Below are 23,116 nucleotides of genomic sequence, written 5' to 3'. Positions count from 1 at the left end.
ATGCGTTCGAAGCCGGTTATCGAAAGACGCACAGTCTAGGAAAAGGCGGCGCGCGTTGCGTTACCCTGCTCTTACGATACGTTGCCCGCTCACCCGATCCTATTTCGCAGCCATCGCCGCCACTTCGGTATCCTTGCGCCAGCCGCCGCCCAGCGCGGTGTACAGCGTCACCATGTTGGTCTGTTGCGCTGCCCGGTCCGTCACGAGCTGCGTCTGCGCGCTGAAGAGCGTGCGTTGCGCGGTCAGCAAGGTCAGAAAGCTGTCCAGACCGCCGCGATAGCGCGAATTGGCGATGTCGTAGTACTGCTGCGCGGCATCGACGTACTGCGCATCGGCGGCGGTTTGATCGACGTACGTGGCGCGTGCCACGAGCGCGTTGGACACTTCCTTGAAGGCCGTCTGGATCGTGCCCTCGTACGCCGCGATGTAGATGTTCTTCGAGATCTCCGCCGCGTGGAGCGTGGCGCGCAGGCTGCCGAATTCGAACACCGGCACGCTGATCGACGGGGCGAAGGCCCATGCGCCGGAACCCGCCTTGAACAGGGAAGACAGTCCGCTGCTCGCGACGCCGCCCGTCGCCGTCAGCGAGACGCTCGGAAAGAATGCCGCGCGCGCCGCGCCCACGTACGCATTGGCCGACTTCAGCGTGTGCTCGGCCTCGATGATGTCGGGCCGCTCGGTCAGCAGCGTCGAAGGAAGACCCTCGGGCACCGTGGCGAAGAGCGATTCGTCGGGCAAGGCGCGATCGTCGGGGAAGCCGTCCGGCAGCGGACAGCCGATCACCGCGATCAGATTGTTGCGGTCCTGCTCGACCGCGCGCCGATACGCGGCGAGACTCGACATCGCGCTCGTCAGCGATGTGCGCGCGGACTGCACGTCTTCCATCGAGCCGCTGCCGAGGTTCGCGGCGCGCAGCGTCGTCTCGTACGTATCGCGATACGAAGCCACCGTGCGTTCGGTCACGCCGAGCAATGCGCGATCCGACAGCCACGTCAGATACTCGCTCGCCGTGGTCGAGATCAGGCTGATCTGCGTGCTGCGGCGTGCGGCGTCCGTCGACAGATATTGCTCGAGCGCCTGATCCTTCAGGCTGCGGATTCGGCCGAAGAAGTCGATTTCCCACGCGCTCGTGCCGAGTTCGAGACTGCTGGACTTCGTGGTCGTGCCAGACTGGTGCGAGACGCTATGCGTCCCGCTCGCCGTGATCGACGGCCCCAGCCCGGCACGGACGATCCGATATTCCGCCTCATATTGCGCGACCTTCAGTGCAGCTTGCCGCAAGTCGCGATTGTTATTCAGCGCAAGCTCGATCAACTGCCGCAAATACGAATCCTGTACGAACGCGCGCCAATCGGCGAGCAAGTCGGCAACCGGTGCCTGCGCACTCGTCGACTCATACTGCGGATAGGACGCGGGCATCGGTGCGGCGGGGCGCTCGTAGTGAGGTTCCAGCGTGCACGCGCCAAGCGCGAAAACAGTGAGCGTCGCCGCGACGATGCGGCCGATAGCGAAGCGCTTATTCATGAGCGGCCCCTTTTTTCTTCTTTTGTCCGATGCCCCGAATCAGCACGAAAAATACGGGCACGAAGACGATGGCGAGCAAGGTCGCGGCGATCACGCCGCCTAGCACGCCGTTGCCGAGGCTCTCGCGACTGGACGCGCCGGCGCCGCTCGCGAACGCCATCGGCAGCACGCCGAAGCCGAACGCAAGCGATGTCATCACGATCGGGCGCAAGCGCAAGTGCGCCGCTTCGATGGCCGCCTGACGCACGCCATGACCGCGTTCGTGCAGCGACTTCGCATACTCGACGATCAGAATCGCGTTCTTGGTCGCAAGCCCGATGGTCGTGAGCAAGCCGACCTTGAAATAGATGTCGTCGGTGAAGCCGCGCAGATGCGCCGCGACGAGCGCGCCCACGATACCGAGCGGCACGACGAGAATCACGGAGAAAGGCGCGGACCAGCTTTCGTAGAGGCCGGCGAGACAGAGAAACACGACGATCAGCGACAACGCATAGAGATACGTCGCTTGTGAGCCAGCGAGTTTTTCCTGATAGGACTGACCGGTCCATTCCATCGAAATGCCCTGCGGCAACTGGGCGACGAGCGATTCGATCGCGTTCATCGTGTCGCCGCTGCTGACGCCTGCAGGACTCTGCGCCGTCATCTCCATGGCAAGGCTGCGGTTGTACCGTTCGACCTGTGGTGAGCCGGTCGTCCAGCGGCCCGACGCGAAGGCGGAGAACGGCACCATCTGACCGTCGTAGCTGGTCGTGCTCGAAGTGCTGTTGCTCGACGTGACGAACCACTTGCCGATATCGGACGGCATCATGCGGTACTGCGGCAGCGCCTGCAGGTAGACCTTCTGAATGCGTCCCGTGTCGACGTAGTTGTTCACGTAAGTCGAACCGAACGCGGTCTGGAGCGTGCCGTTGATGCTGGATGCGCTCACGCCGAGCGCCGATGCCTTCAGATAATCGATATCGACCGCATACTGAGGCACGTCGGCCATGCCGGCGGGGCGCATGCCGGCGATCTTCGCGTCCTTCGAGGCGAGACCCAACAGCTTGTTCCTCGCGGCGAGAAGCTGGTCGTGGCCGAGGCCCGCCATGTCCTTGAGTTCGAAATCGACACCGCTGTAACTGCCGAGGCCCTGAACCGCGGGCGGATTCATCACGAAGACCTGCCCGGCGCGCAAGGTGCGAAAGTGCGCATTCGCGGCAGCGACGATCTCGGCCGCCGACTGTCCCTTCTTCGTGCGTTGCTTCCAGTCCTTGAGTTTGACCATGGCCATCGCCATGTTCTGGCCGCTGCCCGACACGCTGAAGCCGTCCAGCATGACGACGTTTTCGACATCGGATAGCCCCATGAACCAGGACTCGACCTGCTTCTCGACCACGTTCGCCTGCACGCTCGAACTGCCGGCCGGCAGATTGATGATGGTCATCAGCGTGCCCTGATCCTCGTCCGGCAGGAACGACGAAGGAAGCTGCCAGTACAGCAACGCGGCCACGCCGCAGATCGCGACATACGCGGCCATCCAGCGCAGCGGACGCGCGACCAGACGCGTCACCACGCGCTCGTAACGGCGCGTGCCGCCTTCGAACTTGCGCTCGAACCACGCGAAGAAACCGCGTCGCTGATGTTGCGGATCGACCGGACGCAGCAGCGTCGCGCACAGGGCGGGCGTGAGCGTCAGCGCGAGCAGCACCGAAAGCACCATCGCCGATGTGATCGTGAGCGAGAACTGGCGGTAGATTTCGCCCGTCGAGCCCGACATGAACGCCATCGGAATGAACACGGCGGTCAGCACGGCGGTGACGCCGATCAGCGCGCCGCCGATCTCGCCCATCGCCTTGATGGTGGCATCGAGCGGACTCATGCCCTCGCTCAGCAGACGCTCGACGTTCTCGACCACGACGATGGCGTCATCCACCAAAAGACCGATGGCCAGCACCAGCGCGAACAGCGACAACACGTTGATCGTGAAGCCGGCCGCGGCGATCAGCGCGAAGGTGCCGAGCAGCGCGACCGGCACGACGATGGTTGGAATGAGCGTCGCGCGCAGATTGCCGAGGAACAGATACATCACGAGGAATACCAGCACGACGGCTTCGAACAGCGTCGTGATGACCTCGGAGATGGATGCGGAAACGAACGGCGTCGTGTCGTGCGGCACGCTGAGCTCCACGCCGCCCGGCATCTGCTTCTGCAATACGGCGAGTTGCGCGCGCACCGCCTTGGCGACCGATAGCGCGTTCGCGCCGCTCGCGAGCATGATGCCCATTGCCGCGGCGGGCTTGCCGTTCAGACGCGAAGTCATGTCGTAGGAGTCGCCGCCGACTTCGACCGTGCCGACGTCCTTCAGATACACGCGCGAACCGTCCTGATTCACGCGCAAAAGAATATTGGCGAACTCATCGGAAGTCTTGAGGAAGCCGCGCGTGACGATGGTCGCGTTGATGGCTTGCGTCTTCGTCTGCGGCGCGCCGCCGATCTGTCCGACCGAGAGCTGCGCGTTCTGATTGTCGATGGCGGTGGTGACGTCGCTCGGCATCAAGCCCACGCTGCGCAGCTTGACGGGGTCGAGCCAGACGCGCATCGAGTGCTGGGCGCTGAAGAGCGTCACCTGGCCGACGCCGCTGATCTGCGTGAGCGAATCCTGCACGCGCGTCGCCAGCAGGTTGCCCAGATCGACGGTGTTCAAACGGCCATCGGTGGACGTCACCGACACGACCATCAGGATGTTGCCCGAGGTCTTGCTGACCTGAATGCCCTGTTGCTGAACGGCGCTCGGCAGCGACGCATTCGCTTCCTGCACCTTGTTCTGCACCTGCATCGCGGCGACATCCGCGTTGGTGCCCGACTTGAAGGTGAGCGTGATGGTCGCGGTGCCCGCCGAACTGCTGGTCGAGGACATGTACATCAGATTGTCGATCCCCGTCATGTCCTGCTCGATCACCTGCGTGACCGTGGTGGCGAGGGTATCGGCGGAGGCGCCCGGATAGGTCGCGGTGATGCGGATCGACGGCGGCGCGACGCTCGGATATTGCTCGACGGCGAGCGTGCGGATCGACAGCGCGCCGACCAGCATCACGACGATGGCGATGACCCATGCGAGCACGGGCCGGTGGATGAAGAAGCGGGAGAGCATCGGCGGTCAGTCTCCCTTGGCGAGCTTTGCGTCCGCATCACGCGCGACGGGCGAGACCTTCATGCCCGCGCTGACCGTTTGCAGATTGTCGGCGGCGATGCGCTCGCCCGCGCGCAGGCCGCTCGTGACGATCCAGTTGTCGCCGTGCGCGGTGTCGGCGCTGACCTTGCGGCTTTCGATGACGTTCTGCGCGTTCACCACGAGCACCGTGGAGACGCCGCCCGCGCCGCGACTGACGAGCGTCTGCGGCACCAGAATGGCGTCCTGCTCGCCTTCGTCGAGTTGCGCCTGCACGAACATGCCGGGCAAAAGCTGGTGCTCGGGATTGGGAATCGACGCGCGCAGCGTGATCGAACCGGTGGTCTGATCGACCGTGACGTCGGAGAACAGCAGCGTGCCCGCATGCGCGTAGGTCGCGCCGTCTTCGGTCCGCACCGTGACCTTGCTCGCGCCGGGTTGCAGCACGCCGGACGCGATGGCCTTCGAAAGCCGCAGCGCCTCGGTGCTGGAACGGGTGACGTCGAGATAGAGCGTGTCCATCGACTGGATGGTCGTGAGCGCCGTGGATTGCCCCGACGTGACGAGCGCGCCGACCGTCACCGCCGACTTGCCGATCTTGCCGCTGATCGGCGCAACGATGCGCGTGCGCGCGAGATTCACGCGCGCGGTTTCCAGCGCGCCGCGATCCGTGACGATATCGGCGTGGGCTTCGTCGGCGGCGGCGGCGTAGTTCTCCACGTCCTGCGCGCTCACGCTCTTGATCTTGAACAGTTCCTGATAGCGCTTCGCGGTGACATCCGCGGCCTTCGAGGTGGCGATCGCTTTTTGCAGCGTGCCGAGCGCGGTGTCGCAGGCGGCCTGGTAGCTGGCCGCATCGAGTTGATAGAGCGGCTGGCCGGCCGTGACGGACGAGCCTTCGACGAAGAACCGCTTCGTCACGATGCCGTCCACTTGCGGACGCACGTCGGCGACTTCGACCGACGAGAGGCGGCCGGACAGATCGTCCAGGATGTCGATGTGCTGCGCCTGCAAGGTCATCACGCTGACTTCGGGCGGCTTCGCTGCGGGCGGCGCGTCCGCAGCGGCGGATTTTTCGCCGCACGCGGACAGCGTGAAAGCGGCGGCGGTGACGAACGCGAGCAGTCGTGCGAGCGGGGGATAAGCAAACGGCGGGTTGAAAGCGTAATCGTTGTCTGGCATGTCGAACGTGGAAGGGCTGGCATCGCGCCGGCGTTCCTCGTTTCATCGAGGAATGCGATCCCCGCCGCCGTGCATCGGACGAGCCGAGGGCGGTTCAGAAACGAGGAAGAGGATGTCGCGACGCGAACTGAAAGCGTCGCTCGACGGAAGCAGCGCGAAGAATTGCCGAGAGCCCCAACGATAAGCGCAGGCCGCGCTTAAATCAATTAAGTCATTGATTTATAGCCATATTCACACATTGTGTCTAAATTGACATGATTCAGCGGGCGGTTTTTGTTGGAGAATCTAGCGCATCGAAGTCGCGCTGGGAATCGGCGCGAACGCGTCCCGTCGAATTGGAGAGCAGGCAAAAAATTGAGCGTATCCCATCTGCTGCTTGTCGAAGACGACCCGGAGATCAGTGAATCGCTGGCGGAGTTTCTGCGCGACAAAGGGTTCGTCGTTCAGGTCGCCGAAGACGCCGAAGTGGGACGCGAAGTGCTCGAAAACGGCCGCTTCGATCTCATCCTGCTCGACGTGATGCTGCCCGGCGAAGACGGACTCAGCTTCTGCCGGCGCGTGCGCGCATCGAACGGGCCGCCGATCATCATGCTGACGGCATTGTCCGAGCCGACCGATGCAGTCGTGGGACTCGAACTCGGCGCGGAAGACTACGTGTCGAAGCCCTTCGACCTGCGCGAGCTGCTTGCGCGCATCCGCACCGTGCTGCGGCGCGGGCAGGCTACGGAGCCGGATACGAGCGCATCGGGTTCCGAACTCGTCCTGGCGTTTTCGGGCTTCACGTTCTTTCCGTACCGGCGATATCTACGCTCGCCTGCGAACTTGCGCATCCCGCTGACCGGCGCGGAAACCGATCTCCTGCTCGCGCTGTGTCAGCATTCACGGCAAGTGCTGTCACGCGAGGAACTCATCCGCCTCACGCGCGGCAAGGACTTCCCGATCGCGGCGCGTTCGATCGATCTGCTCGTCAGCAGGCTGCGCCGCAAGCTCGCAAGCGATGATCCGCTCGACGATCCCATCCGCACGATGCGCGCGGGCGGCTATGCGTTCCAGCCCGAGGTCACGGTTCGATGAGACCTCGTCTGATGCCGCGCGTCTTCTCGACGACGCTCGGCCAAATCCTTGCGATCGTCGCGTGTTCGTCGGCGGCGACGCTGCTGCTGTTCATCGCGCTGCTCTTTTATCCGGGCGCGCCGCCGAATCCGCCGTGGCCCTGGCAGACGTCGTACCGCATCGTGGCGCTCGTCGACATGCTCAAGGCCATGCCGGATGCGGAACGTGCTCATGTGCTGAGCGCGGGGCAGCGCTCGAATCTGATGGCGAAGTTGACCGGGAAGCCTTCGATATGCGTCGGCTCGACGCTCGATACGCATGATCTGGAGTCGGCGCTGAGGTCGATCTTGCGCATCGACGCGGGTCTGACGGTGCGCACGTGCGATGCGCGTGACCCGACGCATGATCTGCAGGTGCTGATTCCGCTCGACGATCGCACGCTGGAGATTCGCACCGATCGTAACGAGCGCGAGCCCGATCGCTTCACCGTTCCGTTTTTCGCCGCGCTCGCGTTCCTGTGCGTGGGCGTGGCGGCGCTCTCGGCATGGGCGGTGTCGCGTGTGATCGGTCCATTGCGACGATTGTCGGAAAACGCCGATGCGTTCGGCCGCGACATCACCGTTGCGCCGATCGTCGAGGAAGGCCCGCTCGAAATCAGGCGCGCCGCGCATGCGTTCAATCGCATGCAGGAGCGCATTGCAAGGTCGATGCAAAGCCGCACGCGCATGCTTGCCGCGATCAGTCACGATCTGCGCACGCCGCTCACTCGCATGCGCCTGCAACTCGATGTAGAGAAAAAGGAGATCGAGCGCGCCAAGCTGCTACGCGACGTCGACCTCATGCAGAAAATGGTGAGTTCGGCGCTTGCTTTCCTGACGAGCGATGCAGGCGCGGAAGCGAAGGAATGGCTGGATCTCGGCGCGCTGCTCGAAACGCTATGCGATGAATACGCGGAATCAGGCGTTGAGATTCGCTACGAAGGACCCGATCATCTGCCGTTTTTTTGCAGGCCGGAAAGCATCCAGCGGCTGCTGACCAATCTCCTCGAAAATGCCATTCATTACGGCACGCAGACGCTCGTCACGGCCGGCGCGATCGAACGGACAGTGTTGGTCGAAGTCATCGACAACGGACCGGGCATTCCCGCCGATCGCTTGCAGGATGTCGTCGAGCCATTCGTGCGGCTGGACCCGGCGCGTAGGAAACGGCCGGGCAGCGTCGGCCTCGGTTTATCGATCGTCGACGATATCGTTCGCGCGCATGGCGGCACGCTCACGCTGATCAACCGAAAGCCTTCGGGACTGATCGCGCGGGTCGCGCTTCCTTTGGTCACTGAAGCTGCGACTGCATCTGCACGAAAAGCTCGCTAACGGGAAAGACGTAGACGAGACATGGTCAAGATAAGCGGCGCTCTCAAGTCTTAAGTTCATGCCCGCTACGCCAACCCTCTGGCGAATTGACGACGAGCAGCCCTGCACATTTGCCGCGAAGATGATCGACGACGTTGTCGGCGCATTGCACCGCCGTTTCGTCCTACTGCGGCGGAAAGCACATCGACGAGGCCTCATCTCAGGGAACGGCTGCTGTTGTCCGAAACACGCAGGACAGGTCGGAAACTGGCGAATGCTTCTTTTCCGCATCTGATGCTTGAAAGGCCGCCTATGTTTAATTCCATGGTACGCGGCTTCTGCACAGTAGTGTCCAGTCCCGCCGATGCGCCGGATGCAGGGCGTTTCGGTCAGCACCGATTGCGCGTGGCGCAATCGGTAGCCCTCAGAAAGGGCACGGCAGGAGCCGCGCCTGGAAACACAGGAGAGGTGGCCTCGCTCGTTCGGACAGTTTTCTGCGATCTTTAAGTGGAACGCGTCCGGGGCAATCATGCTGCCGATTCAATCGCCGGCAGCGTCGCGAAGCATGCCTCAAGCCGGCGTCTGATCCGCCAGGTTCGAGTGGGCCCGCTTCCGGGTGTACAGATCGATGCATTCGCCGATGAAGCGTCGGGCCTGGCTGAATGACTCGCAGGCCTTGAGCTAACACTCCTCATTCTTGATGCTGCGCCACACTCGCTCGACGAACAAGCTGTCGCGCCAGCATCCCTGTCCATCCATCGACAGTCGGATCCCCCGGCCCAGCACGGCTTCGGTGAATGCGCCCGCCGTGAACTGGCTGCCTTGATCGATATTCCCGAAGTCGGGCAGCCCGTAACGGGTGAACCCTTCTTCCAGCGCATCAACGGCATGCACCGCTCCCAGCGTGATGGCGACCTGGTGTCCGAGTACCTTGCGGCTCGCCTCGTCCATCCCTGCCGTCAGCTACACGAAGCCGCGCGCTATGGGAATGTCGGTCGTGTCGAACGCCTAGGCGTGATTGACTCGGTCGATCTTCAGACCGCGCAGCAAGTACAGTCAGATGCGTGGCGTCGGCTCGTATTCGGCTTTCAATACAGCGCCTCCACACCCATACGCGTCATGAGAGTGCACATGCGGCAGCGGCCGACTTCGTGACTCTCCCGGCGCAGAAAGGCGCCAGGATCCGTGCCCCAGCAAACGGAAACCCGGATGCAGTTCGTCGATTCGGCGCATCAACATTGGGCGGCTTCGCTGACCGGCTGTGGTCGGTATTACGCGCTCGATCTCGCGATACCGACAAGCCAGACTTGTTTCGAAACCGGCAACGCGTGGCCACGGTCGATCATCGCTTTGCGCTCAGCAATCCCGCCTTTGAGCGCGCCGCTTGAAAGATCATACTCCGGGGTGAGCTGTCCGCTCTTGGCGTGCAACGTCGTCACGTCTACCAGCGGCTCGTTCGATATCGCGCCAGCCTAGCCGAACCCATCGGCGGCAAGTCCTTGCACCTGCCGCTTCCACGCCGTTATCTGGTTCGAATGCACATCGAACTGCTGCGCCAGCTCGGGCAGTGTGCGTTCGCCCTTGACTGCCACTAGGGCCACTTTCTCTTTGAACGACGCTGAATGCGTGCATCGGGTTCTCTTCGTCATTCCTGTGTTCCTTTTGCCCGCATTATCGCTGGCTCAGGCCCGGGCCACTCCATTTAATAAGCTATCCGAATTAGCTCGGCCACCTCTAAGCACTGTTCAAGGGGCAAAATAACGCACATCGCGGTGACCGACGATAGGTCCATGGCTGTTCACCTGAACGAATTACCAATCGATTGCAAGTAAATTCACCGTACGATCAATCCTACGCATCTCTGACGAAGCTATTTATCAAGTGCTTTGTATTCAAGGGCCCGGCGCGCTCAGGTGTGAGCTGATGGGCTGCCTGCGCACCGGGCACATTGCGCGCTACCCGTGCGAGAGCGTGTGCGAAGACGTGGGCGCACGTCAGCGAGGAGGCGATGATTGCCAGTCGGCCTGCAGAGGTGGAAGGTCATGCTGTGCCGGGCCATTCGGAAGGCGACCTTCTCATTGGCCTGATCCGATCTTCCATAGGGAAGCTGGTTGAAAGATCAAGTTGTTGCATGATGCTCGCGCACCTACCTCGCGAAAAAGGCCTTGGGCAAATTTCGCACACGATAGCCGGGCCCGCGCTAGCCGGCTATGGGGCCGTTGCGATGGTCAACGCACTTAAGAAAACGGTGACTGAACTGCCCGTTGAACTGTGGCGATCATTGACCCGGGAACGTGGCGTCGGATCATGCCCGCTTGACTATCGAGCCTGGCGTGAAGGCGTTCTTCGCCGACCCGCAAAGCGCATGGCCGCGTTGAACGAATGAAAACACCAATGGCCTCATACGACGACACTTTCCAAAAGGTACAGACCTGTCGCGGTGCGGTGCTCGGGAGATTCAAGCCGTTCCAAGTACGTTCAACACAACGCCCCGGAAAACTCTTTGATGGAAGACGCCTGCCGAAGCCCTGGACGAGCAGAAAAGAAATGTGAACAATTGAAAGCGTCACTGGGCGTTTATGTTTCAATGCTCCGTGTGCGTGCACTCGATGACTGCCCGGGGGGCTACCTAAGGGATCGGAACGATTTTGTTCGCCTTTATTTCTGGCGACCGATTGCGGATTTCCCGCTTTTTGAACTGCTGTGTCCCGCCGTCATGTGTGACATCCTCAGCGCATCTGTAACTAAAGTCATGATAGCGAGATGTTCGGCATTCGCGTCTACCCGCGACGATATTGCGAGTCCACGCGCGAGACCCCAAATCGTACGGATGAGCAAGATGGCCTCTCTCCCGTCGATCCCACGGGCAGTCACATGAGGTAGCCACAGTGCCTCAGTGGCAGAACGCTGAGATATTGCTAGCGCGATGGCGGCATCGCCAACCAACGTATGGTGGCGAACGGAGAGGAATATATCGAGATAAATAAGGAACTCTGGGCTTCCATAGAAGCGTTGAGCGCTCTTCGAGATGAGGAGAAGAATGTCTACGTCATGGTTATCTTGCGCAGCATCCAATTCAACCAAGTGCGTGACGTTGGCTGACAGTCGCTCCAGTACAGCGACCACCAGCGATTCTTTGCTCGGGAAATGGTGAAGGAAGCCCCCAAGGGAGACCCCGGCCTCCTGAGCTACCGCCGCCACTCGCAAGGCGGCATAACCATTTTGACCTAGGAGCTTGGTCGCGGCGACCAAAATACTTTCGCGCGTCATCTCCTTCTGTTCGGCTCGTAGATTCTTCGCTCGATGCGTGACCAACTCGTTCTCCAGATTCCGTGTTCGCCCGAACCGCGCAGGCCGTAAACAAATGCTGAGCCACCTAGCGTGGTCTCCTCTCGCGTCGGGCGCGGTCCGAATGGTGGGCGTGCTAGTGGCCACTGTCAACCCCCTCAAGTTCGGCGTTTATAGCACGGTCGTTAGTAAATGGTTCTCATAGTAAAACCCGTTGCGCATTTTGACCGGAAGTATATACTGTCAGTCAAGCATTGGTGGAATCGTGGGTACTGTCGCTAGCCGGTGCGATCAGGTGCACAAGAGGCGCTCTTAAGACAACTCTGGAGAATTTGAGACATGACGACAAACACGCAATCACGAGGGAAAATCACCGGCCCGCGGATTGACTTCAAAATTATGGCGGATTGGGGTAACGCCAATTTTCACGCAATTGCCGGATGGATCATGGCGCATCTGCGTTGGCAGTCAGAGCCGGGGTCGGATTTTTGGATCAAAACGGGAACGGGTTATGCTGATAATATTCGAGCCCTTGTTTCTAAAGAAGTCGACCTCACCATCACCACTCCTTTTGACGTAATGCCCGAATGGGCGACCGCAGGAACTAATTTCTTCGCTGACTTTGGGCCGGCGCCGTCGATCCGAAGTTTGGGATGGCTACCTCAAAACGATCGGTTGGTTTTTGCGATTCGCGAGGACACAGGAATAACTTCATTCAAAGACTTGCGCGACCGGAAATTTCCTCTAAAGCTCGCTAGTGGATTTCGGACGCACGACAATGTGATGATGTGGGCCATCGATCGAGTGCTAGAGGAGCACGGCATCGAAGTCGAAGCTTGGGGCGGAAAGTGGCTTGAGCATGATCATCCGAGAATTAGCGTGCCGTACGTTACAAGCGGAGAGGCTAATGCGGTAATCAACGAGGCGATTGTCGTCCCTCAATGGCGCGAGCTCGTCGAAAAAGTGCCGATGCGCTTCTTGGCCTACGAGCCAGAGGCACTTGCAGAACTCTCGCGTAAATATGGGTTACGACCTGCAGTCCTGCCCGCGGGCTATCTGCGCACACCAGAAGATGTCGCATGCCTCGATTGGTCGAACTGGGCGATCCTGGTCCGTGATGACATGGATGACGATCTGGCCTACCTTGTAACATCGATCATGGTTGAGGAGCGGGCGGAGTTGGAAGGCAGGTATCGACATATGCCTCCTGAGATCGCCGCGATGACTTATCCGATTAATCCTGAAGTGATGTGGACCGGTCTTGGGGCGCCGCTGCACCCTGGTGCAGAACGCTACTATCGCGAGCACGGGTACATGCGCTAACTTCTCGGCATGTTTTTTTCCTCGACTGCGACCGGTAGTAACCCTCAAGGCCGACGTTGGAGCAGAATCGGCGGCCGCATGTTGGATGGTTCGCGGCTTCATGAATGCCTGTGAATCATGCGCGGCTAGCAGTTGTTTTTTCGAGGCCTAGCCGTGATAGACCATTGTCGGATGCGGGATCGCAACCGCTTTTGTCCGATGAAAAACGATAAAGGCGGATAAGTGAAGCATAAGCCAGGATTCGGAAACCGAGACGCTCCATCGTGGCGCAGGTCGACCACCTATCCGCGTTTGTCGACGACCACAGAAAACGCTGTTGTGGTTAACACTTTACTTGCGTATTCGCCGATCGAGATACATCGTAATTTTATTTCAGATAACAAAAAATTTATACACGACGCGAGACGCGAGAGGATAGGGCTAACGAGGCGAGCTTCACTGAGAGTCAGAAGGAATTAGAAGTTGGTTGCGCGTTATGAACTATTTGATACAGCTTCGACTCGTCCGTTATTGATAAATGAGATTTTTTCAAGGAGACTTATCATGCTTTATTCGAACCTTTATGTTGATGAACCTTTAGAAAGAATTGCGGATGATTGGAACTACCTCCACGACAAAGTAATTAAACAGTTTTTTGGCTTCAAAGAAGTAGGCGACAACGTCGTTGGTATTCGATCTGTCGAAAATAAAAAAATATCCGACCTTGGAATTAATAAGACGACACCGATCGCGCTCGTTGAGACGCGTAAGAATTTCGAAATCGGCCCGAACGGGGTATTGGAAGTGCCGCGGCATCCGTTTTCGATTCACGTAACCCGTGCTGGAACGCCGCATCACGCGCAGCATGTATTCGGATATTGGCATATCAATGATAAAGATGAAATCGTCCTGACGCTTCCTCCGGATGATGCGCAGCCCGGACGCGTAATTATTGTGATGGGAAAGCCAAAGGGAAGGGAAACCGATCGATTCGCTTGGTATTGCGAAAAGTGCGTGACGTTGCTATTTATGCGTGAGCTTAGAAGCGGAGAGGACTTCAGAAAGTTCTGGGCAGCCGAAGTAGCCGCTGTACGCGAGTACAACTCAAATCCAAAAAATCAACTTTGTCCCGATTGCGGTCATAACAATCCATTGGGATATTCTGCCATGCAGCCAGTCGATAAACCCGAGGAGAGAGCCGCGAGGTTGCAATGGTGAACCGCGGATTCGTCGCCCCTGCTGGGGCCATTCCGTCTCCGGACATGTCGTTCGTTCGGATGCTCGATGACACCGCGTTGGGCTGGATCCAGAGAGGGCAATACGCTATCTGGACGGGTGCCAATGACCTGGGAGGAGCAAAATATCGCCTGCTTGAGCGGCGCGGCAACAGGGTAATCATAATTTCGGCCGTTAGCGGTGCCCCAGTAATGCATCGAATTTCATCTGGAACATCATTTACGGTAGAGAACCTCTTCGGTTACTGGGTTTCATTCGACTCCGACGCGATATGGCTAGACATTCCACGCACCCGAGCCCAATACGCAGTACTTGCTGTAGGTGGTGCGGAAGGAAAGCCTGCTAAAGCGATCGTTGACTGCCCATGTCCGAAATGCGGCAATTCTTTAAATTCTCAAACCTTTGCCATCCCACCGCTAGGATTCAAAAAGCTTCTCGATTTTGCCGACGATTGGGCGTCAAATTTCAACGGGTCCGTTCGTGACAGAACATGCGCAAGCTGTGGTTTCGTTCATCCAATTATTGCGCTTGCCGGCCTTAACGTAGAACAGCGTACATTGAGGACCTGAGCATGAAGCAACCTACGCCGAAGACGTCTGAAATGGTGCTGGTCTGTAACGAAAGCGACGTACCGTTCGATGGCACCGTCGTCACTCGGGTCGTCAAGGGCAGAACAATTGCTTTTGCAAGAGGAAAATCGGCTGCCACGAATATAACCGCTTTCGACAGTCGCTGTCCGCACATGCGCGGGCCGTTGAAGTTTGGGCGCGTAGTTGATGGCGAGGTCGTATGTCCATGGCACTTTCTGCGGTTCGATATTGCAACCGGAGCGACAGTCGGCTGCGAAAGCATTATGCACCTCAAGACCTTCGATGTTTGTGTAACCGACGGAATCGTTTATGTGGCGATCGATGTGTAGATAACAAAAGGTTACGCAGCAGATGACAAGGACCGGCCGTAATTCTGCGAGACGGTTTATTTTTTGGATTGGCCAGGAACTTTTTATTACCGAAATTCGCGGGGCATCGGTATAAGTGGAGACAACTTTGAAGGTGCATGTAACCACTCGCGAGGGGCAAACAATTGCAATCGACTCCTCTAGCGGCATTTCTCTTATGGAAGCGATCAAAGAAGCAGGCATCGACGAAGTAATCGCACTTTGTGGCGGCTGTATGTCATGCGCGACATGTCACGTCTATATCGAAGAGAAATTTAACGTTCTGCTGCCACCTGCAACAGAAGACGAAGCATCGCTGCTTGACTCAACGTCCTTCCGTACAGAACAGTCGAGATTGGCTTGCCAGATTGAGCTATCGGAGAGCCTCGATGGGCTGAGTGCGAAAATTGCTCCAGAGGATTGAGGCACATTCTCTCTCACCACAGATTCCCGTTGCTATAAACGAGAGGAATGACATCTCTGTAAATGCGGGTTGCGTCTTCGAGAAGGAAGTCAGTTCATGAAATCGTACGAAGTTCTAATAGTCGGCGGTGGTCACGGAGGTGCTCAAACGGCGATTGCGCTTCGGCAGGCTCAGATTAAAGGTTCTATTGCGATCGTCAGCTTAGAGACTGATCCTCCATACGAGCGGCCGCCTCTTTCTAAAGACTACTTGAAGGGAGAAAAAGGATTCGAACGACTATTAATACGACCTATCCGTTTTTGGGGCGACCGCGATATTTCATTGCTTCTCGGTCAACGTGTCGTTGCAGTCGATCCAAATACCAAGACTGTCACGACCGAGCAAGGTGAGCGTATCAATTACGGCGTGCTGGTCTGGGCGGCAGGTGGTGTACCAAGATCTTTGACCTGCGAAGGCAGCGACTTGCTCGGAATTCATAGTCTTCGTAACCGCGCGGACATTGATCAGCTCGTGTCCGAACTGCCGAAAGTTAAGCGCGTTGTTGTGATCGGTGGTGGTTATATAGGACTGGAGGCGGCTTCGGCGCTGACTAGCCTCGGAAAGGAAGTTGTGGTTGTTGAAGCGTCTGACCGAGTCCTAGCGCGCGTTGCAGGCGAACCGCTGTCGAGATTCTACGAGTCCAGACATCGGTCGCATGGCGTGGACATTCGGTTAAGCAACGCGGTAGCTTCCATCCAAGGACAGGATGGTCGCGTTTCGGGAGTGCGTCTTGCCGACGGTGAATTCTTAACCGCTCAACTTATCGTCGTGGGGATTGGAATCGAGCCCGCAGTTGGTCCCTTGCTAGCAGCCGGAGCTCTTGGCGAAAACGGCGTGAAGGTAGACTCCTTTTGTAGAACAACTCTTCCGGAAGTATTTGCGATAGGCGACTGCGCACTTCATATCAATGACTTCTCTGGAGGGGAGGAAATCCGGTTGGAGTCCGTACAGAACGCGGTCGACATGGCGAACGTCGTTGCCAAGACAATTGCAGGAAAGCCGGAAGGTTACAAGGTGGTTCCATGGTTCTGGTCAAATCAATTCGGCCTCAAGTTGCAAACGGTCGGCCTATCGAGGGGGTACGACTCAATCGTGGTCCGTCGTAATCGAAGCGTAGACTCTCTTTCAATGATCTATCTAAAGAATGGTGTGGTTATCGCGCTGGACTGCGTTAATTCAGTTAAAGATTACGTACAAGGCCGCGGTCTAGTCGTAGCTAGGTGTGAACGCAGTGTCGAGGTGTTGGCCGACGTGTCTAAATCATTGAAAGAGATCGGCCTGAATGAGGCAAACGATTAGACACAGAAGTTTTGTGAGGAAGCACCGCTTGCCCTAGCACGACTGGAACACAGTCTTATAGGAATAAATTTTCATCTTCGCTGTGATTCGTCTGACAACGTGCACATCTTCGCCGCACGCTAGACCGCGTAAAAGATGTAATCGTTAGGTAAGCACCCAGAAGAGAAACAAGTGATATCGTTAGGATAACGAATACAATATGTAATGTATCGAAACAGTACATTTTAGAAAGCAGATTAGGAACGGCGATAGATCGTTCCGTAGTCGATAACATAATGGAGACTTTCGTGACGCTAAAGAAGGAGTGGAGGCACTGGAGCGTATGGTTCTTTATGCTTCTTTATATGGGTGCGACCAAACCGGCGGATGCACAATCAAGTGTGACCCTGTATGGGATCATTGACACCGGCGTGGAGTATGTGACCAACATAGGTAGTAAGCGATCTAACGCAGCCTTGGTTCCGACGTTGACGGGAACGCTTCCGTCTCGATGGGGTATTCGAGGTCGAGAAGACCTAGGTGGAGGGCTCAGTGCGATTTTTGTCCTAGAGTCAGGGTTCGCGCCGGGACAAGGTACTTTGAATCAGTATGGCCGTCTTTTTGGAAGGCAGGCCTATGTTGGAATTTCAGGGCGTTGGGGTACGCTATCTTTTGGTCGTCAGTATTCGCAAATATTTTGGGGCAATCCTGGGGATACGCTCGCGCCGAGCATATATGCGGCGGCCCTTTTGGATACTTACTTGATTACGCCACCTCGGACGGATAACTCAATCGTCTACAGTTTTTCGAGTAATGGTCTGTCCTTCGGACTTGGCTACTCTCTTGGTCGAGATACAGTCGCCCCTGCAGTCGCCGGCGGGTGTGCGGGGCAATCAGCTTCGGATTGGCGGGCATGTAAATCGATGTCTGCGATGTTGAAGTACGAAACGCCTGCATGGGGTGCCGCGGCAGTAGTCGATCGAAACTATGGAGGTGGGGGAAGCGGGTCGCCTCTCCCAAGTAGTTCGCAGACAGATACGCGCGCTCTCTTGAGTGGATATGTGAAGTTCGCGACAACAACCTTAGGTGCTGGCATCGAACACCGTATCAATCACGGGCTTCAGGCACCAGGAGTTTTCAACGTCAATAGCGATTTCTGGTGGTTCGGTGGACAGTATATGCCGACACCATCGTTGTCGCTCGACGCGCAATTCGGACACTTAAATGTGAACGGAAATCCCGTTGGAGGGTCAGTCATTGCAGCTCGCGCGATGTATTTGCTCTCCAAGCGCAGTGCAGTGTATCTAACGGCTGGTCGTATGTTCAATCAAAGCAAGGCGACGTTCACAATCGACGGAGGAACGGCAGGTACATCCTCTTTGCCTATGGCAGGGATCGACCAAACCGGAGTGATGGTAGGCATTCGTCATTTTTTTTAGTATGAGATTGCCACAATACACTGCCTTGTCGCGACTCCTGTTGAGGTGAGGAAATTCTAGCTGGTCGCGTAGGCTAGATACCTGCATCGAAGGCCGTCAATCGCTTATTCGAGGAACAAGCATGTCTACATCACGATCGTTAGAGGATTCAGATAAATCCACTGACATTATCTTACAAGACTCTTGGAGAGCTTGGAGTGTCACTGGGGCTGCTTTCGTTGGTTTATTGTTCAGCATTGGTGTGCTGGTAGTCTATTCATTCGGAATCCTAACGGGAGCAATTGCACTCGACTTTACATGGTCGGAGTTTCAACGATCTTCTCTTTTCGTTTCGTTTTCCCTTTGCTCAACAATTGCGGGTCCAGTGTGGGGAGCGGTGGCGGATCGTATAGGATCTCGTCGAGTTGTGATCGTTTCTTCGATCTTGCTTGCCGGATGCTTTTGGTTGTTGGGTGCGATTCCAAAGAACTATCTTCTAGCGCACCTCGTTTTTGGCCTCGTAGGATTACTTGGGAGCGGTACACTTCCTCCTACGTACGCGAGTTTGGTAATTGGGTGGTTCAAAAGATATCGTGGACTCGCGCTCGGCATTGCGATGATTGGTGTTGGGGTCGGTGCGTTCCTGCTTCCTCCAATCGCTGCGAAAATCGTAAGTATTAGAGGATGGAGAGATTTGTGCGGTACGTATGGAATGCTGATTGTTTTCGTGTCGCTTCCTTGTGCATTAACATGTTTGCGCGCATATCCAGATTCGTTGGAGCGGAGCCAAACTGTGTCTCGAGACCTTCGAGCCCTCCTCGCAAGGGAGAAAAAGCAGGCCCGGATATGGATTCTTTCCGTTTTTGCTTTCCTGACAGGGGCTGTGTTGGTCGCGGGGGTGACGAACTTCGTCCCTTTGTTACAGTCGAGAGGGGAGGCGCTTTCTCGCGCGGCTCAATATCAAGCGTTTTTGGGGCTTTCTCTAATCATTGGCCGTCTTGTTGGTGGAGCGTTGCTTGACCGAGTGTTTGCGCCGCGAGTGGTGACCGCCATACTTGCAGTGACAGCATCTGGCCTTGCGGTTTTCGCGATCGCGAATTCGCCGACAGCATATGTTTTCGCGGCAGTAGGAATTGGGCTGAGCATTGGCGTTGAGATTGATTTTCTAGCCTTCATAGTGAGCAGATATTTCGATCGTAGTGCGTTCACGACAATATTTGCTTTTCTCTTCGCAATGTACTCAATCGGCGCAACGGTGGGGCCGGCGGGTTTTGGGTGGGCTCTTCAAGTCACAGGAAGTTATCGGGCAGGTCTTCTTAGTTCATCGGCACTCATGCTCGCGCTCAGTCTGTGCATGTATTTTCTTCCGCGCTATGAGGAGGAAACATAGCGTCGACAAATGGTCGCGTTTGTTGGCGAATAATTGTGCATCAACTGTCGGCGAGTTATTGCTTCTTTGGGTTCACCGACGTGCAGCTTCTTAATTCATGTGAGGTCGGTAAGGACAGCGTGCCGCGACATTGCATACCGCGTCGGCGATCTTGAATCTACGACCGAGTCGAGGAGGGAGATTTTTTATGAGCGTCGTTACCGGAAAACCCGTAGTCCTGACAGCCGAAGCTTCCGCGAGTGCTGATGCTCGGCGCGGTGGCTCTGTTCCTCAGTTGTATCTCAGTGCAAGATATTGCGCGACTAATTGTGACAAGTTGGTCGCTTTTGTCCTATGCCACCCAGCGGGTGATTTCACCAAACATTATTTATTGCCATATCTCGAAAAGCATGGTGGCGCGTGCCTAGGGTTAGCGACTCGATTTGTTAATAACGAACTCGAACTGACGATGGAGCAGTGCATCCAAGATTTAGGTCTGGCGGTGGCTTTCCTTCGGGCGCAAGGCTTTGAGAAGGTCGTGCTTGTCGGAAATTCGGGCGGAGGATCATTATCATCGCTTTATCAAGCCGAAGCTGAAAAGCCCTCGATCACAACATATCCAGACGGCGAGAGCTTTGTGATGGGTGCCTTAGGGGAGGCTGACGCAATCATCTTATTATCGGCGCATCCAGGGCGTGCAGAAGCACTGACGTCATATCTCGACCCGGCAATCTTCGATGAAACGAATCCGACGCTCCGCAATCCCGATCTTGATCTTTTCGTCGAACGACACGTTCCGTTCGATCGCGACTGGCTCGCCCGCTACCGCGCAGCGCAAATTGCCCGCAATCGGAGACTATCTGAACATGCGCTGTCGGCGCTGTCAGCCTTGCGCAGGCAGGTGTCTGGCCCGAGGGATCAAATCATGATCATTCATGGCACTGGCGCAGATCCCGCATTCATTGACGTGACATTAGACCCAAACGGCAGGAAGGCACGTGACTTGGAACTCACAAGGCGGCTGAATGATTCACATCTCAGCATGGGCCGTGTATCGACGATGCGATCATGGCTTAGTCAATGGAGCATCGACTATACGCGGGCTGACGGTCCGGCCCGCATGGGCGAGACGAACGTACCTGTGCTTGCAATCAGCTACGGTAACGATGAGCTGGTACTGCCTTCGCAGATGCAGCGCTATGTCGATGCCGCTGCGGGGAGAAGTGAGTTCGAAATCTTGGAGGGAGCGAGTCATTTTATGGTCGGGCAGGAAAGCTTGAAGGATCTTCTTGCTGAGCGTCTGGTGCGATGGGCCAGGACGTCCTTGTAATTCCCCGCAGGTTCATAGTGAATGGAGAGTAAGCGCGTCATGGGGAAACGCCATTTTCCCAATCCATTGCCAGCGGCTGCATAGTGGCGCACCTTAGGTGGAAGTCAGGGCCGGGGTCGATTTTCTTGATCGAGACCGGCGCGGGCGGGGACAACATCTAGGCGCTAAAGACCGGCGAGGTCGATCCGATGATTAAGACGCTTTATGACGTGACACCGGGATGGGCCGTCGCGAGCAGCGCACGGAACTCGACGGCCGCTACCGTCACATGCTGTCTGAAATTGCGGCGATGACCTATCCGATCGACGCGTATTCAATGTGGAAGGGTGTAGAAGCGCCTCTGCATCCGGGTGCTGAACGCTATTACCGCCAGCATGAATATCTGAAGTGACCGCCGCTGAAGCGCCCTGTGGTGTGACCAAACAGGGGCTCGGCTTGGTCGTTCGCATCGCGTTCGTGGGTTGTCCACGCGATAACAAGAATATTGAAAGGGGCCCGGTTTCGCGCGTACACCTGTGTGAGCCGGCTCCGCTAATGCTGCGGGTACCATTCAGTAGACGCAGCCTTAGGAATAAAAAAGGAGCCAGCAAGAGTGAACCCCCCATCGCCATCAGACGCCATCGTGAATCGACGAAACGCCGAACATCTTGGTGAGGACCTCTCAGAGCCGACGAGCAGCGACACATCGTACATGGGCTCTCGTTACCGCTATTTCGTGCTGGCGATGCTGACACTGACCTATGCGGTAAGCCTCGTCGATCGCCAGATTATCGCGATCATGATCGACCCGATCCGCCGCGACCTGCACCTGTCTGACACGCAAATCGGCCTGCTGTCGGGACTGGCGTTCGGTCTTTTCTACGCGGTGGCCGCGATCCCGCTCGCGCGGCTTGCAGACGGGTGGTCAAAGAGTAAGGTGATAACGCTGTGCCTTTGCCTCTGGAGCGTAGCGACCGCGGCGTGTAGTGTGGCCGGATCGTTCGCGTTTGTGTTCGCCGCACGGATCATCACGGGCGCGAGCGAGGGCGGCGCCAGTTCAACATCGCAAGCGCTGGTGGCCGACTATTTTCCGCCTCGGCAACGTGCGTCGGCGCTCGGCATCTATGCAATCGGCGTTCATCTGGGGGCGGGGGCGAGTCTCGCGTTGGGCGGCCTGTTCGTGCATCTCTTCGGTTGGCGTCATACGTTCGTGCTAATTGGACTGCCGGGCATTGGTCTCGCGCTGTTGCTTTTTCTCATGCTTCGAGATGTCGGTGGTCGGCGCTTCGAACGTGAGGCAGATCCATTTCCGCCGTTTGCTGCTTCGGTTAAGGTGCTTCTTGCCCGCCGCGAACTGGTTCTTGCGGCTGTCGGCGTTGGTCTTTCGATCTTCGCGAGCCAGGCGCTCCTCAATTGGTTTCCAGCTTACATGATGCGCTTTTACGGAATGTCGCCACGCGAAGTGGGGCTGCACATGGGGATGATTGCCGCGGCCTCGGGTGCGGTTGGCGTCGTGGTCGGCGGCAAGGTTTCCGACATTCTCGCCCGCCGGCATCCGGCAAACCGTGCCCGTCTCGCGGCGGCAGCGATTCTGGTCGCTCTGCCGATGGCGGTGCTTGCGGTGAGCGGGGGGGCGCAGCAACATGCTTTTATCTGGTTTTCAGCCTATGTGTTTGTCGCTGGATTTGCCACGGGGCCGGCCTTTGCGATTGTGCAGAATGGCGCACCGCCGACACTGCGGAGCATGGCGGCTGCATTGGCGTCGGCCACCACAGTAGTCATCGGACAGGCATTCGGTCCTTTTGCGCCGGGATTTTTGAGCGACATTCTGAATGGGTTGAACGTTGCGCACTCGTTACGTGTCGCCCTCATCTGTGTAATTGCCTGTAGTGCGGTGGGTGCGATATTTTTTTGGTTCGCCGCGACTTTTATTGAGCGCGACGGGAAAAAAGACGCCTAGGACACGGTCCCAAGTTCCGAATGTAAGGGCGACCCGCTTTGCAATTACCCACTTCGGTCTGGCGCGAGATCGTAATCCGGTTGAATATCTACAAGACGCCACATGCCACGCAACGCGAAATTATTACCGGGCGGCGCATCAATGGCGCGATCCAGAAGGTCGGCAGGCTAGGCCATCTATTGACCAGTTTCCGGGCAGACAGCAGTGCCTGTGGAGGATAAGCGAAGACGCGGCGTCTGCGCGTCTGAGCAATGATTTGCGAACTCGTTGAGTCGATTTAGACGAGCAGAACATTCCATT

General features: G+C 57.5%; 17 protein-coding genes and 2 pseudogenes. 14 read left to right on the top strand and 5 right to left on the bottom strand.

Annotation, left to right across the window (positions count from 1 at the left end; all coding sequences use genetic code 11):
* Positions 1-99: 99 nt before the first annotated feature.
* From U4Y90_RS12715 to U4Y90_RS12705, 3 genes are read right to left on the bottom strand one after another with little or no spacing between them, the layout of a single operon-like run.
* Positions 100-1,524 (bottom strand): efflux transporter outer membrane subunit, encoded by a 1,425-nt coding sequence (locus tag U4Y90_RS12715; protein WP_321794921.1) that lies wholly within the window; start codon positions 1,522-1,524, stop codon positions 100-102.
* Complete coding sequence (locus tag U4Y90_RS12710; RefSeq protein WP_321794920.1) at positions 1,517-4,654, bottom strand: efflux RND transporter permease subunit; 3,138 nt, start codon at positions 4,652-4,654, stop codon at positions 1,517-1,519. Before U4Y90_RS12710 ends, U4Y90_RS12715 begins: the two co-directional genes overlap by 8 nt.
* Positions 4,655-4,660: 6 nt before the next feature.
* Positions 4,661-5,854 (bottom strand): efflux RND transporter periplasmic adaptor subunit, encoded by a 1,194-nt coding sequence (locus U4Y90_RS12705; protein WP_321794919.1) that lies wholly within the window; start codon positions 5,852-5,854, stop codon positions 4,661-4,663.
* 354 nt (positions 5,855-6,208) lie between these two features.
* On the opposite strand from U4Y90_RS12705, the gene U4Y90_RS12700 reads away from it, so the two are divergent.
* Positions 6,209-6,928, top strand: a complete 720-nt coding sequence (locus U4Y90_RS12700; RefSeq protein WP_321794918.1) for a response regulator transcription factor — start codon at positions 6,209-6,211, stop codon at positions 6,926-6,928.
* Positions 6,925-8,277 carry an ATP-binding protein gene (locus U4Y90_RS12695; protein WP_321794917.1) on the top strand — a complete coding sequence of 451 codons (1,353 nt, stop codon included), beginning with the start codon at positions 6,925-6,927 and terminating at the stop codon, positions 8,275-8,277. The genes U4Y90_RS12700 and U4Y90_RS12695 overlap by 4 nt, the downstream gene beginning before the upstream one ends.
* Positions 8,278-8,826: 549 nt before the next feature.
* Here the strand turns inward: U4Y90_RS12695 and U4Y90_RS12690 are convergent.
* A pseudogene (locus tag U4Y90_RS12690) lies at positions 8,827-9,905 on the bottom strand (IS3 family transposase).
* An 89-nt stretch (positions 9,906-9,994) separates the two neighbouring features.
* Between U4Y90_RS12690 and U4Y90_RS12685 the strand changes: the two are divergent.
* Positions 9,995-10,763, top strand: a pseudogene (locus U4Y90_RS12685) (IS30 family transposase); the annotation flags it as partial.
* Between the two features lie 151 nt (positions 10,764-10,914).
* Here U4Y90_RS12685 and U4Y90_RS12680 read toward each other — a convergent pair.
* A complete protein-coding gene (locus tag U4Y90_RS12680) occupies positions 10,915-11,571 on the bottom strand; it encodes a helix-turn-helix domain-containing protein (RefSeq protein WP_321794916.1) in 657 nt (218 codons plus the stop codon).
* A 312-nt stretch (positions 11,572-11,883) separates the two neighbouring features.
* On the opposite strand from U4Y90_RS12680, the gene U4Y90_RS12675 reads away from it, so the two are divergent.
* The 11 genes from U4Y90_RS12675 to U4Y90_RS12625 all read left to right on the top strand — a co-directional run bounded on the left by U4Y90_RS12675 (position 11,884) and on the right by U4Y90_RS12625 (position 22,816).
* Positions 11,884-12,867, top strand: coding sequence for a TAXI family TRAP transporter solute-binding subunit (locus U4Y90_RS12675; protein WP_321794915.1), 984 nt, complete (start codon positions 11,884-11,886; stop codon positions 12,865-12,867).
* Positions 12,868-13,410: 543 nt separating this feature from the next.
* Positions 13,411-14,064 (top strand): hypothetical protein, encoded by a 654-nt coding sequence (locus U4Y90_RS12670; RefSeq protein WP_321794914.1) that lies wholly within the window; start codon positions 13,411-13,413, stop codon positions 14,062-14,064.
* 59 nt (positions 14,065-14,123) lie between these two features.
* Positions 14,124-14,651, top strand: coding sequence for a hypothetical protein (locus U4Y90_RS12665; protein ID WP_321794913.1), 528 nt, complete (start codon positions 14,124-14,126; stop codon positions 14,649-14,651).
* A gap of 2 nt (positions 14,652-14,653) precedes the next feature.
* Complete coding sequence (locus U4Y90_RS12660; RefSeq protein WP_321794912.1) at positions 14,654-15,001, top strand: Rieske (2Fe-2S) protein; 348 nt, start codon at positions 14,654-14,656, stop codon at positions 14,999-15,001.
* A gap of 133 nt (positions 15,002-15,134) precedes the next feature.
* Complete coding sequence (locus U4Y90_RS12655) at positions 15,135-15,443, top strand: 2Fe-2S iron-sulfur cluster-binding protein (RefSeq protein ID WP_321794995.1); 309 nt, start codon at positions 15,135-15,137, stop codon at positions 15,441-15,443.
* 96 nt (positions 15,444-15,539) lie between these two features.
* Positions 15,540-16,781, top strand: a complete 1,242-nt coding sequence (locus U4Y90_RS12650) for an NAD(P)/FAD-dependent oxidoreductase (protein ID WP_321794911.1) — start codon at positions 15,540-15,542, stop codon at positions 16,779-16,781.
* A 287-nt stretch (positions 16,782-17,068) separates the two neighbouring features.
* Positions 17,069-18,199, top strand: coding sequence for a porin (locus U4Y90_RS12645; protein WP_321794910.1), 1,131 nt, complete (start codon positions 17,069-17,071; stop codon positions 18,197-18,199).
* A 121-nt stretch (positions 18,200-18,320) separates the two neighbouring features.
* Complete coding sequence (locus tag U4Y90_RS12640; protein WP_321794909.1) at positions 18,321-19,568, top strand: MFS transporter; 1,248 nt, start codon at positions 18,321-18,323, stop codon at positions 19,566-19,568.
* Positions 19,569-19,755: 187 nt separating this feature from the next.
* A complete protein-coding gene (locus tag U4Y90_RS12635) occupies positions 19,756-20,877 on the top strand; it encodes an alpha/beta hydrolase (RefSeq protein WP_321794908.1) in 1,122 nt (373 codons plus the stop codon).
* 220 nt (positions 20,878-21,097) lie between these two features.
* A complete protein-coding gene (locus tag U4Y90_RS12630; protein ID WP_321794907.1) occupies positions 21,098-21,268 on the top strand; it encodes a hypothetical protein in 171 nt (56 codons plus the stop codon).
* A 201-nt stretch (positions 21,269-21,469) separates the two neighbouring features.
* Positions 21,470-22,816: an MFS transporter gene (locus U4Y90_RS12625; protein ID WP_321794906.1), complete on the top strand. Its 1,347-nt coding sequence runs from the start codon at positions 21,470-21,472 to the stop codon at positions 22,814-22,816.
* Positions 22,817-23,116: the final 300 nt, after the last annotated feature.

The organism is Caballeronia sp. J97 (genome assembly GCF_905220305.1).
Classification (GTDB): Bacteria; Pseudomonadota; Gammaproteobacteria; order Burkholderiales; family Burkholderiaceae; genus Caballeronia.
Note: the sequence above shows the minus strand (reverse complement) of the source record. Positions and strands in the feature narration are given on the sequence as shown.